The sequence below is a fragment of the Streptomyces sp. NPDC059002 genome, assembly GCF_042740435.1.
GTDB lineage: Bacteria > Actinomycetota > Actinomycetes > Streptomycetales > Streptomycetaceae > Streptomyces.
Genome location: NZ_JBHYJI010000044.1, coordinates 33696 through 47952 on the forward strand (window position 1 = coordinate 33696; position 14257 = coordinate 47952).

The 14257-nt window shown below is 72.4% G+C and carries 11 protein-coding genes; 6 read left to right on the forward strand and 5 right to left on the reverse strand.

The window, feature by feature from the left end; all coding sequences use genetic code 11:
* Nucleotides 1-337: 337 nt before the first annotated feature.
* The 6 genes from ACFWZ2_RS30890 to ACFWZ2_RS30915 all read left to right on the forward strand — a co-directional run bounded on the left by ACFWZ2_RS30890 (nt 338) and on the right by ACFWZ2_RS30915 (nt 7544).
* Entirely contained in the window at nt 338-2263 is a 1926-nt protein-coding gene (locus tag ACFWZ2_RS30890) for an ABC transporter substrate-binding protein (RefSeq protein ID WP_384551238.1), read from the forward strand.
* 3 nt (nt 2264-2266) lie between these two features.
* Nucleotides 2267-3361, forward strand: a complete 1095-nt coding sequence (locus ACFWZ2_RS30895; RefSeq protein ID WP_384551240.1) for an ABC transporter permease — start codon at nt 2267-2269, stop codon at nt 3359-3361.
* Nucleotides 3358-4293, forward strand: a complete 936-nt coding sequence (locus tag ACFWZ2_RS30900) for an ABC transporter permease (protein ID WP_384551242.1) — start codon at nt 3358-3360, stop codon at nt 4291-4293. Before ACFWZ2_RS30895 ends, ACFWZ2_RS30900 begins: the two co-directional genes overlap by 4 nt.
* Nucleotides 4290-5345 (forward strand): ABC transporter ATP-binding protein, encoded by a 1056-nt coding sequence (locus ACFWZ2_RS30905; protein ID WP_384551244.1) that lies wholly within the window; start codon nt 4290-4292, stop codon nt 5343-5345. The genes ACFWZ2_RS30900 and ACFWZ2_RS30905 overlap by 4 nt, the downstream gene beginning before the upstream one ends.
* Nucleotides 5346-5374: 29 nt before the next feature.
* Nucleotides 5375-6382, forward strand: coding sequence for an oligopeptide/dipeptide ABC transporter ATP-binding protein (locus tag ACFWZ2_RS30910; protein WP_384551246.1), 1008 nt, complete (start codon nt 5375-5377; stop codon nt 6380-6382).
* Nucleotides 6383-6578: 196 nt separating this feature from the next.
* Nucleotides 6579-7544, forward strand: coding sequence for an ArsR/SmtB family transcription factor (locus ACFWZ2_RS30915; RefSeq protein WP_384551296.1), 966 nt, complete (start codon nt 6579-6581; stop codon nt 7542-7544).
* Nucleotides 7545-7575: 31 nt separating this feature from the next.
* On the opposite strand, the gene ACFWZ2_RS30920 is transcribed toward ACFWZ2_RS30915, so the two are convergent.
* The 5 genes from ACFWZ2_RS30920 to ACFWZ2_RS30940 form a co-directional block, all read right to left on the reverse strand.
* A complete protein-coding gene (locus tag ACFWZ2_RS30920) occupies nt 7576-8529 on the reverse strand; it encodes a bifunctional riboflavin kinase/FAD synthetase (RefSeq protein WP_384551248.1) in 954 nt (317 codons plus the stop codon).
* Nucleotides 8530-8672: 143 nt separating this feature from the next.
* Nucleotides 8673-12233 carry a trypsin-like peptidase domain-containing protein gene (locus ACFWZ2_RS30925; protein WP_384551249.1) on the reverse strand — a complete coding sequence of 1187 codons (3561 nt, stop codon included), beginning with the start codon at nt 12231-12233 and terminating at the stop codon, nt 8673-8675.
* 258 nt (nt 12234-12491) lie between these two features.
* Entirely contained in the window at nt 12492-13397 is a 906-nt protein-coding gene (gene truB / locus ACFWZ2_RS30930) for a tRNA pseudouridine(55) synthase TruB (RefSeq protein ID WP_384551251.1), read from the reverse strand.
* Complete coding sequence (gene rbfA / locus ACFWZ2_RS30935; RefSeq protein ID WP_384551253.1) at nt 13394-13846, reverse strand: 30S ribosome-binding factor RbfA; 453 nt, start codon at nt 13844-13846, stop codon at nt 13394-13396. Before rbfA ends, truB begins: the two co-directional genes overlap by 4 nt.
* Before the next feature lie 61 nt (nt 13847-13907).
* Complete coding sequence (locus ACFWZ2_RS30940; protein WP_384551255.1) at nt 13908-14201, reverse strand: DUF503 domain-containing protein; 294 nt, start codon at nt 14199-14201, stop codon at nt 13908-13910.
* Between the last annotated feature and the right edge of the window lie 56 nt (nt 14202-14257).

The window sequence follows — 14257 nt, forward strand, 5'->3', positions numbered from 1 at the left end:
CCCGGCACCCCGCACCCCGCACCCCGCACCCCGCACCCCGGAACGCCTCCCCACCCCCGACGCACCGCAGAACGCCAGCCCACAGCCACGCCGCCCCCACCGTCACCCCCTCACCAGCCACGCGTCATAGGTCTTGACCAATGCGGATGAAATCCCGGTCAACTCGTTATTTCCGCAGGCCACATGGGGTTCACGTGCCGTTGACTCGTGCTGACCGGCGCTGGTAGACACTCACATCAGCCAGCTGACGTTCCTTGATCACCCGACGTGCAACCAACGTGCAACCAGCGTTCAACCAGCCATCCCTGTGCGAGCGATGACGCGAGGTCACCGACCCATGGACACACAAGATCAGTACGGCAGAACAGCAGCGAAGAAGTCACCACCGCGCCGCCCCCTCCTTCGGATCCTCCGTCGGCCCCTCCCCCGGCCCGTGCCCCGGCCCCGCCTCCGGTTCGTGCTCGCCGGGGGCGCCGCCGCGTTCACCCTGACGGCCGGTCTCGCCACGCCGCTCAACCCCGCCCCGCAGCAGGCGGAGGCGAAGGACGGCGGCAAGAAGGTGCTCACCGTCGCCGTGGCGCAGAGCGTCGACTCGCTCAGTCCGTTCCTCGCCCAGCGGCTGCTCAGCACCAGCATCCACCGCCTCACGTACGAGTACCTGACGAACTACGACGCGAAGGACAACAAGGCGATCCCGGGCTTCGCCACCAAGTGGGAGCCCTCCGCCGACAAGCTGACCTGGACGTACACCATCCGGGACGACTCCAAGTGGTCGGACGGGAAGCAGGCGACCGCCGAGGACGCGGCGTGGACGTTCAACAAGGTGATGTCCAAGGAGGGCACCGCCACCTCGAACTCCAACTTCGTCACCAACTTCAAGAAGGTGACCGCGCCGAGCCCCACGAAGCTGGTCATCGAGCTGAAGAAGCCGCAGGCCACGATGGCCGCGCTGGATGTGCCGATCGTTCCCAAGCACGTCTGGGAGAAGGTCGACGACATCTCGAAGTTCAACAACGACAAGGACCTTCCCGTCGTCGGCAACGGCCCGTTCGTCCTGACGGACTACAAGGTCGACCAGTACGTGAAGCTGCGGGCCAACAAGGACTTCTGGCGTGGGTCGCCCAAGTTCGACGAGCTGGTCTTCAAGACGTACAAGGACCAGGACGCGGCGGTCTCCGCGCTGAGGAAGGGTGAGGTCTCCTTCGTCGCGGGGCAGCCCGCCCTCACTCCCGCACAGGCCGCGTCCCTGAAGAACGAAGACAACATCAAGGTCAACGAGGGACCGGGGCGGCGCTTCTTCGCGCTCGCCACCAACCCGGGCGCCAAGACGCTGGACGGCAAGAAGTTCGGCGACGGCCACCCGGCGCTGCTCGACAAGAAGGTCCGTCAGGCGCTCTTCCTCTCCGTCGACCGCCAGGCGATCGTCGACAAGGTCTTCCAGGGGCACGCCGTCGAGGGTGCGGGCTACATTCCGCCGCGCTTCTCCGAGTACAGCTGGAAGCCGTCCGCCGAGCAGGAGCTGACGTACGACCCGAAGCGGGCGGCCGCGCTCCTCGACGAGGCGGGCTACAAGAAGAACAGCGACGGCAAGCGCGTCGGCAAGGACGGCAAGCCGCTGAACTTCCGCATCCTGTGCCACGCCACCGACCCCAACGACAAGGCCGTGGGGAAGTACCTCAAGGAGTGGTGGGGCGACCTCGGCATCGGGCTCGACGTCAACTGTCTCGACGACGTCTCCGTGCCCTGGTACGCGGGCGAGTACGACCTCGCCTTCGACGGCTGGTCCGTCAACCCCGACCCGGACTTCGTGCTGGGCATCCACACCTGTGCCGCGCTGCCGAAGAAGGCCAAGGAGAGCGCGGCCACCGACAACTTCATCTGCGACAAGAAGTACGACGAGCTCTACGAGAAGCAGCTCGCCGAGTACGACCCGGCCAAGCGCGCCGACATCGTCAAGCAGATGGAATCGTGGCTGTACGACTCCGGGTACATGAACGTCCTCGCGTACCCGAACGCCGTCGAGGCCTACCGCACCGACCAGATCAAGTCCATCACCACCATGCCGACCGCCGCGGGCAACATCTACGGCCAGGACGGATATTGGAGCTGGTGGTCGGCCGTTCCCGCGGATGGGAAGAGTTCCTCCAAGGACGGCAGCTCGACCGGTGTCATCATCGGTATCGCCGCTGCCGCGGTGGTGCTCGTGGGCGGCGGAGTCCTGTTCGCCCTGCGCCGCCGTTCGACCGCAGAGGACCGCGAGTAACGCATGACCGCTGACAGCAATCCCGCACTGCTCGACACCGAGGGCCCCCTGGGTCCAGGGGCCGACGGCGACCCGGCCGCTGCCGGGCTGTCGTCGGCCCGCGGGCCGCGCGCCCGCAACACCCGCGCCTATCTCCTCTATGTGACGGGCAAGCTCGGCGGCGCGGTCGTGTCGCTGTTCGCCGTGCTCGTCACCAGCTTCTTCCTGTTCCGGCTCATCCCCGGTGACCCGGTCAAGCAGATGACCGGCGGCAAGCGCGTCTCGGCGGAGCAACTGGCCGCGATGCGCAAGGAGTTCGGCCTCGACAAGCCGGTGATGGCCCAGTTCTGGGACTACACGGGGAACGTCCTGACCGGCGACTTCGGCACGTCGTACCAGTTCCACGCCCCTGTGATGGACAAGATCACCGAGGCTCTGCCCGCGACGCTCCTGCTCACCGGAACGGCGTACGTCCTCTACACGCTCATCGGCATCTGGCTCGGCACGCGCTCCGCCTGGCGCAACGGCAGGCTCGGCGACCGGTTCAACACCGGGCTCGCGCTGACGCTGTACTCGGTGCCGTCGTTCTGGCTCGGGCTGCTGCTGATCATCACCTTCGCGGTGGGGATCGGGCCGATTCCCGGGATGTTCCCGACCGGCGGTCTGGAGTCGGGCGGCGAGACGGGGATCGCGTACGTCATCGATGTCGCGCACCACATGGTGCTTCCCGTCATCACGCTGGTCGCCGTCGGATACGCGCAGACCCTGCTCGTCATGCGGTCGTCGCTGCTCGACGAGATGGGCAGCGACTATCTGACGACCGCGCGCGCCAAGGGGCTCAGGGACGATCTCGTACGCCGACGGCACGCCGTCCCGAACGCGATGCTGCCGACCGTCACGCTGATGTTCGTCAATCTCGGCACGGTGGTGGCGGGCGCGATCCTCGTCGAGACCGTCTTCTCCTGGCCGGGCCTCGGCGGACTGTTCTACCAGGCGCTGAGCGTGCCCGATCTGCCGCTGGTGCAGGGGCTGTTCTTCGTCTTCTCCGTCGCGGTGATCCTGATGAACACCCTGGCCGACGTGATCTATCCGCTGCTCGATCCCCGGGTGGGCCGATGACGACCGAATCCGCACCGACCACCCCGGCGGCGCCCGCCGCCAAGAGCGCCCGGTCGCTCGCCTGGACCCGCCGCAGGCATTCGGCGGCGCGCTTCTGGCGGGAGTACCGCACGCACAAGGCCGGGCTCTTCGGCCTCGCCGTGCTCGTCCTGATCGCCCTCGCCGCCGTCTTCGCGCCGCTGCTCGTCGGCTCGGACGCGCAGAGCGTGACGGACGCGCCGGGCCAGCCGATGGAGTCGCCGAGCGGTGAATTCCCGCTGGGCACCGACCAGTTCGGGCGCGATCTGCTCGGCCTGCTCGTATGGGGCGCGCGCATGTCGCTGTCCGTGGGGCTGCTCGCCGCGTTCCTCTCGGTGGCCATCGGCACACTGGTGGGGATCACGGCGGGACACTTCAAGGGCTGGTACGCGACCGTCATCATGCGCGTCACCGACTGGTTCCTGGTGATGCCGACGCTCGTCCTCGCCATCGCGCTCGCCGCGGTGATGTCCGGCACGATCTGGACGATCATCCTGGCGATCGGCGTGACCACCTGGCCGACGACGGCCCGTCTGGTCCGCGCGCAAACCCTCGCGGTGGAGTCGCGGCCGTACATCGAGCGCGCCCGGGCTCTCGGCGGCGGCCACGGCCACATCATGGCCCGGCACGTCCTGCCGAACGTCATGCCGCTCGTCCTCGCGCAGACCACCCTCGTCATCTCCGGCGCCATCCTCACCGAGGCGACGCTCGCCTTCCTCGGCCTCGGCGACCCGACGAACGTCTCGTGGGGCGGCCTCCTGCAGGACGCGCGCGAGGCGGGCGCGGTCAGCGCGGGCCACTGGTGGTACCTCGCCCCGCCCGGCCTCGCCATCGCGATCGTCGCGCTGGCGTTCACGCTGTGCGGCCGCGCCGTGGAATCCGTGCTCAACCCCAGGCTGGGGGCCTCCCGTTGAACGATGTGAGCAAGGCCGACGTGACAGCGGGCGGCGCGCGCCCGACCGAGCAGCGCCTCCTCGACGTCAAGAACCTCGAAGTGACGTACGCGAACGGCGCCGCCGCCGTCCGTGGCGTGAACCTCTCCGTCGGCGCGGGCCAGAAGCTCGGCGTCGCGGGCGAGTCCGGCTGCGGCAAGTCGACGCTGGCGCTCGCCCTGCTGCGGCTGCTCCCGGCGGGCACCAAGGTGTCCGGCGAGATCCTGCTCGACGGCGAGGACGTCCTCACCATGAAGTGGGGGCGGGTCCGCGCGGTGCGCTGGGCGGGCGCCTCCATCGTCTTCCAGGGCGCCATGCACTCGCTGAACGCGGTGCACCGCATCGGCGACCAGATCGCCGAGCCGATCCTGCTGCACAAGAAGGCGACGCAGACGGGCGCGAAGAAGAAGGTCGGCGAGCTTCTGGAGCACGTGGGGCTGCCCGCCGCCCGCGCGGACGCCTATCCGCACGAGCTGTCCGGCGGCCAGCGCCAGCGCGTGATGATCGCGATGGCCCTCGCCTGCGACCCGCGCCTGATCATCGCGGACGAGCCGACCACCGCGCTCGACGTGATGATCCAGGCTCAGATCCTGCGCCTGATCGAGCAGTTGGTGGCCGAGCAGGACCTCGGCCTGATGATGATCAGCCATGACCTCGCGGTGCTCTCCGACACCTGCGACCGGCTCGCGGTGATGTACGCGGGCCGCGTCGTCGAGGAGGGCCCCGCCTCCGAGGTCTACGAGAACGCCCGGCATCCGTACGGAAAGGCCCTCTCGGCCGCCTTCCCGCGGATCGGCGACACGGCGTCGCGGTTCGCCCCGCGCGGCCTGCCCGGCGACCCGCCCGACCCGTCCGCGCTGCCCACCGGCTGTACGTTCCATCCGCGCTGCCCGGTCGCCCTCGACTCCTGCACCACCGAGGACCAGGCCCTGCGGGACGCGGGCCCGCAGCACCGCGCGGCATGCGTCCACGCGGGCTCGCAGCTCCCGGCCCAGCCCACCTCCGCACCGGCGACCGCGGAGCGCACGCCGTGACCGAGAGCCCCCACGACGAGGAGCCACGCATGACCACGTCCGCACCCGGTGGCCCTCTTCTGTCGGCCGCCGACCTGCACATCGCCTTCCCCGGCCGCCGCGGCGCACCGACCGCGCGCGCCGTGGACGGCGTCGACCTCGACATCAAGGCCGGCGAGATCGTCGCCCTGGTCGGCGAGTCGGGCTGCGGCAAGACGACACTGGCCCGCTCCCTGCTCGGCCTGGTGCCGCCGACGTCCGGCAAGGTGACGTTCGCGGGGAAGCCGCTGAACTACTCGGGCCGCGCCCTCAAGGCATACCGCAAGCGGGTCCAGCTGGTCCTCCAGGACCCCAGCGGATCGCTCAATCCCCGGCACACGGTGTACGACGCGGTGGCCGAGGGGCTGCGCATCCACGGCGCCACGGGCGACGAGCGGGCCGCGGTCGCCGACGCCCTCTCCCGGGCGGGACTGCGCCCGCCCGAGCGGTTCTTCCTGCGCTACCCGCACGAACTGTCCGGCGGCCAGCGCCAGCGCGTGGTCATCGCGGGCGCCCTTGTCCTCGAACCCGAACTCATCGTCGCCGACGAGCCGGTGGCCTCCCTCGACGCCTCCGTACGCGGCGAGATCCTCGCCCTGCTCCTGCGGCTGCGCGACGAACTCGGCCTTTCCGCGCTCGTGGTGACGCACGACCTGGGCCTCGCCTGGAACATCGCGGACCGCGTGGCGGTGATGTACCTGGGCCGGATCGTGGAGACGGGCACGGTCGAGGAAGTCCTGACGTCGCCTCAGCATCCGTACACCCAGGCCCTGTTGTCGGTCCTTCCGGAGGCGCCCGGCGATCCGGTGGTCCTCACCGGCGAGCCCCCCGACCCCTCCCGCATCCCCGGCGGCTGCCGCTTCCACGCCCGCTGCCAGGTGCTCGCCTCGGGCGAGGCGGAGCGGGTGGGGGTCGCGGGGCGGTGCCGGGGCGAGGACCTGCCGGTCCTCTCGGGCGCGAGCGCGACACAGGTGGCGTGCCACTGGGCGCAGGCGCGGGTCGCGGAGGGGGCGCCCTAGCCCGACTCCCCTGCGCTGGTCCAACTCCCCTGCACCAAAAGCGACATCGGTATCCGCCACGCCCCTCGCACCGCCTTGAGAATTGGCATTCTCGTCACTACGGTCTTTACAGGGGGCAGTGCCGCTCCGGCCCGCCGGACGGTCCGGAGCGCGCGTGAGCCACCGCGACGCCGTAGCGGACTATCGGGGGAAAGCCGTGCTGCGCATCCACTTCAGTGCCGGAGATCTGGCCCGTACCAGGATCGCCGAAGACCCGGATCCCTTATGGGAGACCGTCCTCAGCCTGCACCAGATCCACGAGCGGCGCCGGGACCCGGTCCTCGACGCCTGGCGGCGGCGCACCTGCCCGCGCGGGGCGCGCGCGCTGCGCATGCTGTCGCCGCTGATGCCGCCGCGCGGCTACTTCCCGGACTTCCTCACCCCGGCCGCCGCATCGGGCGGACTGGAGTGCGGCATCGACGCGGTGCTGACCACACCGCGCCGCCAACTCCGCACCGAACTGCGGCTGTTGTCGGCCCGCACCACACTGCCCGGCTGGGTGGGACAGCTGGCCGACGGCGAGGTGAGCACCGTGCGCCGCCTGGGCCGGGCCCTGCGCCAGTACCACGCGTCCGTCCTCGAACCCGCCTGGCGGGACATCACCGCCCGCGTCGAGGACGACCGGCGCCACCGGACCGGCACCCAGGGCCGCCTCGGCACCGAGGAGATGCTGCGCACCTTCGCACCCACGCTGTGCTGGCAGTCGCCGGTCCTGTGCGCCGACTACCCCGTCGAACGGGACGTCCATCTGCACGGCCGCGGACTGCTGCTCGTGCCCTCCTACTTCTGCCGCCGCACCCCGGTCGCCCTCCTGGACGAGACCCTGTGGCCGGTCCTGGTCTATCCGGCGAAACCACCGTGCCCCCAGGCGCCCACCGCCCCGGGCGCCCGGCTCGCCCCGCTGCTCGGCCACACCCGCGCCGCGGTCCTCCAGGCGCTCCAAAGGCCCTGCACCACCAGCGAGTTGGCACGCTGGGCCGGAGTCTCCCTGTCCTCCGCCAGCGAGCACGCGTCCGTACTGCGCCGCGCCGGACTCGTCTCCAGCACCAGACAACGCCACCACGTGCACCACACACTCACCCCACTCGGCAGCCGCCTGCTCGCCGGGGAGCCGACGAACTGAGCCAGCGGCTGTGCCTGTGGGCGGGCGACCGCTAGGAGGCGTCGTGCGCCTCGATCAGCTCCCTGGCGGTCTTCACGTCGTCCGCCATGGCGACGAGGAGTGACTCGATGGTGTCGAACTTCGCCATCCCCCGCACGAACGCGAGGAAGTCCACGGCCACGTGCAGCCCGTACAGATCGAGTCCGACGCGGTCGATCGCGTACGCCTCGACGGTCCGCTCGGTCCCGTCGAACGTCGGGTTCGTGCCGACCGAGATCGCCGCGGGCATCGCCTCGCCCTCGACATGCAGCCAACCGGCGTACACGCCGTCGGCGGGGATCGCCGTGTGCGGCAGCGTCTCCACGTTGGCGGTGGGGAAGCCGAGCTCGCGACCGCGCTGGGCGCCGCGCACGACGATGCCCTCGACGCGGTGCGGGCGGCCGAGGATCTCCGCGGCGCCCGTGACATCGCCCTCGGCGACCAGGCGCCGCGTCAGGGTGGAGGAGAACGGCTCGCCGCCGCCCGCCGCGCCGCTGACGTACAGGTCGACGACATCGACTTCGTAGTCGTACGTCGTGCCGAGCTCGGTCAGGAAGGCGACATTGCCCGCGGCCTTGTGCCCGAAGCGGAAGTTGGGGCCCTCGACGACCACGCGCGCGTGCAGCTTGTCGACGAGGACCTTCACGACGAAGTCGGCGGGCGACAGCTTCGAGAACTCCGCGGTGAAGGGAAGGATCAGCAGCGCGTCCACGCCGAGCTCCGCCATCAGCTCGGCGCGCCGGTGGTGCGGGGCGAGCAGCGGCGGGTGGCTGCCGGGGCGCACGACCTCGCTGGGGTGCGGGTCGAAGGTGACGACCACGGCGGGCACGCCCAGCTCACGGGCGCGCTGCACGGCACGGCCGATGATCAGCTGGTGCCCGCGGTGCACGCCGTCGTAGGAACCGATGGTGACGACGCTGCGCCCCCAGTCCTGGGGGATGTCCTCCAAGCCACGCCAGCGCTGCACTTCTTTGCTCCTCGCCGAACCCGTGTATGTCACGTACGTCTGTACGTTCCCATTGCCGATTGCGCAGGTCTAAGACTGCCATGCCGACGGGTCCCGGCTCGCATCGGTATCTCCTCGAAGAGGGTGGCGGGGGTCACTGCGGCCTATGCCGGGACCCGTACGCCGCCCGCGAGGCCGCCGAGTGTGCGGCGTGCGCTCGGGCCGACCAGTGCGGCCCACTCCTGCGGGGCCTCGGCGATCCAGCGGGCGACGAGCGCGGCGAAGCCCGGCTCGGAGCGGGCCAGTTCCACCAGACGGCGGTCGAAGCAGGCGGCGCCCTCCGGGGTGCGCACCAGGAGCAGCGCGGTGCGGTGCACACGCTCGCGGGTGCGGGCCTCCCCGCACCCGGGCAGGCCGTGGACCACGGACCGCAGGACGCTCTCCAGGACGGCGGAGTCCCGCTCCTGGCTCAGGAGTACGTCGAGCAGCTCGCCCCGCAGCTCCCGCGACGCGTCGGTGCCGGGGGCGGCGAGCACGGGCGCGAGGGCGGCCCGCACCTGGGCGGGGCGGCTGTGCAGCAGCCCCGCCACCAGCGGGAAGAGCACGGCGCGGACGCCAGGGCCCTGTTCCAGACGCCGGTCGATGTACGCGGCGGCGGGCCCCGCCGCCTCGGGGCGGGCCTCGAGGAGGTCGTGCACGAGCGTGGCGACGCGGCGCGCGAGGGTCGGCGTCGTGACGTCGGCGAGGCTGCACAGGACGTCGTCCGCGGCCCGCCCCGGCGCGTGCAGCCGGGCCCGGAACGCGGCGAGCACCGGCTCGGGATGGGTGGAGAGGGCGGCGGCCAGCGCGCTCGCGGGCAGCTGCGGGTCACCGGCCGCGAAGTGCCGCAGGGCCCGGGGCAGATGCCGCGACCGGGTGTGCGGGTCGCGGACGAGGAGGGCGAGGGCGGCGCCGTGCAGGGTGTCGTCGGCGGGCCGGGCGAGCAGCGCGAACGCGGCGTACCTGAGCAGTTCCCTGTCGGCCTCGGTGACGGTGTGCGGCGCGGCCCGCAGGCCGTACGCGACGGCGGCCACGCGGCGTGCGGGCCGGTCGTCGTGGGCCCAGCGGTCGACGGCGCGGCAGACGGCGGACGGCTCCTCCTCGGCGAGGGCACCGAGCAGCTCGTCGGCGCGGGCGTTGGCGCAGCTGACCAGGGCCTCGATCAGGTCGTCGATGGCGCGGTGCCGGTGGGTGTGCAGCAGCGCCTGCGCGGCGGAGGCGACGGTGGCGTCGGGCGCGGCGTCCAGCGGCCGCTCGTCGGCGAACCACCGTGCGAGATGCGGCTGTACGCCCGCGGGGTCGGCGGCGAGCAGCTCGGCGACGGCGTCGAGGCAGCGGTCCGGCGCGCCCGGCGGACCGTCCCGCACGACGAGCCGCCGCAGCAGGTCGAACCGCTCGGTCTCCCCCAGCGGCAGGCCCAGCCAGAAGCCCATGCCGAACTCGCCCCGCTCGGCGAGCACCCCAAGCACCCCGAGATACGGCGTCGCGTCCGCCACCCGCGACAGCACCTCCCCCAGCAGCCGCCCGGCCCACCACTCCCCGTCGTGCCCACCGCCCCCCTCCGCACCCGGCGCCTGCCCCCCGAACTCCGCCATCGCGTCCACCAACTCCCCCAGCCGCGAGGCCAGTTCCGCGACCCCCCGCTGCCGCCCCAGCGACAGCAGCGCCTGGATCACCGGCCCCACCCGGTGCCGGGGCACCGGCAGCGGGCGCGCCGCGTCCGGGGCCGGGGCGTGGGGGCGCCGGCGGGGGATGGTGCGGTGGCGGTGCACCAGGGAGGACAGGGCGCCGTCCACGTCGAGGTGGAGGCCCTGGATCCAGTCGGCGAGTTCCTCGTGCGCGAAGCGGTAGCCGGATCCCGCCGGCACCAGCACCCCCTCGGTGAGGACCGCGGAGGCCCATCCGGTGCAGGTGTCGAACCCCTTGCCGGGCAGCGTCCCCCACGGGAAGACCTCCTCGAACGCGGCCCGGTCCAGCTCGCCCTGGCCGGGGCCGAGACAGCGCCGCGCCGCCTCGTGGAGCTGCCCCGACACCCTCGCCGCCAGGCGCCGCACGGCGGTCCCCCGCAGTCCGTTCGCCGCCGCGAGCCGCACCGCGACCCGCAGGCACTGCAGGTCCAGATAGGCCGCGAAGATCTCCTCCCGGTCCGGCCTGCCCTGCGGCGGCGCGTCCGGCAGCGCGGCCCGCACCTCGGAGAGCAGCCGCAGCGCGAGCGGATGCCGCGCGTCGGCGGCGGCGAGCGCGCCGTCCGGGATGCCGTACCGCACCCGGGCCCGCCGCGCCTGCGGCTCCGGCAGATCACCCAGGCGTACGCAGCCGGGCAGGCCGCCGCCGGGTCCCGCACCGTGCAGCGACATCGCGTCGAAGTGCGCCCCCGCCTGCTCCCAGTACTCCGCGCGGCAGGCCACGACGAGGCGCGCCCCGGTGTCCCGCAGCCATGCCGCCGTGCCGTCGCTCCATCCGGCGAGGCGGTGCGCGAGCACGGGCGGCATCTCCTCGGGCCCGTCGAGGAGCAGCAGGAGGGGCCGCCCCGCGTCCCGCGCGACGCGGGCCACCCGCCCCGCCGAGATGTCCCCGGGCCCGCCGCCGGACAGCGCCTCCTCCGAGGCCGCCAGGATCCGGCCCGCGCGGTCCAGGGCACGCTCCACCGCGTCGGCGACGGACTCGTCCGTGGCCCGCAGGTCGGCGCCGCGCAGCCAGAGCGTGGGGGCGGGCTCGGCGCCCCTGGCCCGGCGCGCGGCGAGGGCGGCCAGCTCGGTCGTACGTCCGGTGCCGGGGTCTCCGACCAGTGCGAGCACGCGCGCGTGGCCCGTGGTGAACACGGTGAACTCCCGTGTCGTATCGGGCCGTTCGACCGGTTCGAGCACGGCGGCGCACGGCCCGTCGGAGCCGAGGGACGTGGCCGTCAGATGCAGCGCGCCTGCCGGGTTGAGGTCGCGGCCGTACGCGGGGACGGTCGCCGCGTTGCGCGCGAGGAGCTCGGCGAGGGGCCCGCCGGGGTCGGCCGCGGCGGCGTCGACGAGCGGCACCGCGAAGCCCGCGGGGCGGTGCGCAAAGAGGGGCTCCCCTTCCGGGGTGCGGTCGGGGGCCTGGGGCAGCAGCGCGGTCCCGAGGACGGCGAGCACCGCGCCCGACGAGGCGTCGACGACCGGGCCTCCGGCCGCCCCGCCGCCGAGCCGCAGCGCGTCCGCACCCTGCGTGCCGATCGCCAACTCCAGGGCGGCGCCCACCAGATGGAAGCGGTCCGTCGCCGTGTACGTCACCGCGGAGGTGCCGAGGACCCGTGCCTCGCGCCATCCGCAGGCGGCGATCCGCACGTAGGTCCCGGTCGCCACGGACTCCCGCACGGTGACCGGCAGCGGCCGCAGACCGAGCCCCTCCGTGCGGATCAGCGCCAGATCGACGTGGGGCAGCGGCACCACGGCGTCGGCGGGCACGACGCAGGTGCGCTCGCCGGGTCCGTGCAGGACGACCCGCGCCAGGCCGTCGACCGCTTCGTGGCTGGTGATGACCGTGCCGTGCTCGTCGGCGGCGAATCCGGTGCCCCGCGGGCGTCCCGCGAGGTCGCATATCCGCACCAGGGCCCGGTCGAGCACCGCGGTGCCGTGCTCCGCGCCACCGCCCCCGGTGTCCCCCGCACCCCGGGCGTTCCCCGCCCCCCTGGCCCGCGGGCCCCGTCCCCCCATGACCGAACCTCCCCGCCGCTCCCCGTCCTTCCGACCGTAGGTCGGCGGTGATCAGCGGGACAGAACGCGGCGTGAACGCGCCCCCTTCCGCTCCCCTGGTTCACTCCGAGCGCCTGCCCGATGGGGTGAATCGGCGCGGGCCGGTGGAAACACCCTTGGTGGGGGGTGGGGGGACCGTGGAGCGGCGTGCTGGAGAGTCCGCCGCTCCACGGCGAAGAAGAGCCCTCGGACCGGGAAAACCCCGGGCGGAGAGGAGCCCTAGGCGAAGACCGCCAGGCTCTTGGCCTTGCCCCGCGACTCCTCCGCGAGCACCAGGAAGCGGCCCTCGGGGTCGAAGACGGCGACGGCGCCCACACCCGCGTACTCACCGGGCATGTCGATCCGGACGCCGTTGAGCAGCAGCTTGCCGCGCTTCTCGTCCACGTCCCAGCGCGGGAACGCCCGGCCCGCGGCCTCGGCCACCGGCATCACCGTCAGCTCCTCCTGGAGCTGGTCGAGGGTCTTGGCGGCGTCCAGCTTGTACGGGCCGACGCGGGTGCGGCGCAGCGCGGTCAGATGCCCGCCGACGCCGAGGTCCGCACCGAGGTCGCGGGCGAGCGCCCGGATGTACGTCCCCGACGAGCAGACGACCGAGACGACCAGGTCGAGTACGGGGGTGCCGTCCTCGGCCACGGCCTCGCGGACGTCGTACACCGTGAAGGCGGAGACCGTCACCGGCCGGGCGGGGATCTCGAAGTCCTCGCCCTTGCGCGCCCGCGCGTACGACCGCTTTCCGTCGATCTTGATGGCGCTGACCTTCGACGGCACCTGCATGATGTCGCCGGAGAGCTTGGCGATGCCCGCGTCGATGGCCTCGCGGGCGATCCCCGACGCGTCCGCGGACGAGGTGATCTCGCCCTCGGCGTCGTCGGTGATCGTGTTCTGCCCGAGGCGGATGGTGCCCAGGTACTCCTTCTCGGTCAGCGCCAGATGACCGAGGAGCTTGGTGGCGCGCTCCACGCCGAGCACCAGGACACCGGTCGCCATGGGGTCGAGGGTGCCCGCGTGCCCGACGCGGCGGGTCTTGGCGATCCCGCGCATCTTGGCCACCACGTCGTGCGAAGTGAAGCCGGACGGCTTGTCGACGATGACAAGTCCGTCCGGCGTGGTGCTGCTCTTGCTCATGCGGGGGCGTCGCCGTCCGTCTCTTCGTCCTCGGGCTTCTTGTACGGGTCCGCGTCGCCCGCGAACTCGGCGCCCGCGGAGACCTCCCGCACCTTGGCGTCGGACATCCGCGCCTTGTCGAGCAGGTCCTCGATGGCCCTGGCGTTGTCCGGCAGGGCGTCCGCGACGAAGGCAAGCGTCGGCGTGAACTTCACGCCCGCGGCCTGGCCGACCGCCGACCGGAGCACGCCCTTGGCGCTCTCCAGGCCCGCGGCCGCGGCCGCGCGGTCCTCGTCGTCGCCGTAGACCGTGTAGAAGACGGTCGCCTCCCGCAGGTCACCCGTGACCCGGGTGTCCGTGATGGTCACATGCGTACCGAGCCGCGGGTCCTTGATCCCGCGCTGCAGCTTCTGGGCAACCACCTCTCGGATGAGGTCCGCCAGCCTTTTCGCCCGCGCGTTGTCGGCCACTGCTCCGTCTCCCTTTTTGCCACATTCCCGGGGATTGGGCCCCGGGCCAGTCTTGCTTCATTCAATCGTCGTCGCCGTGCAGCCGCCGCCTGACGGACAGCAGCTCCACTTCGGGCCGGCCCGCGACGAGGCGCTCGCACCGGTCCAGTACGTCCGTGAGATGGCCCGCGTCACCGGACACCGCGGCGAGGCCGATCTCGGCCCTTCGGTGCAGGTTCTGACCGCCCACTTCCGCCGCGCTCACCGCGTATTTGCGCTGGAGTTCGGCGACGATCGGGCGGACGACGGAGCGTTTCTCCTTCAGCGAATGTACGTCGCCGAGGAGCAGATCGAAGGACAGAGTCCCCACATACATGTGTATCCGGATGTCCCGCCGGTACGGGTTCGAGGCCCCGCCAACCGCTTGGCAGG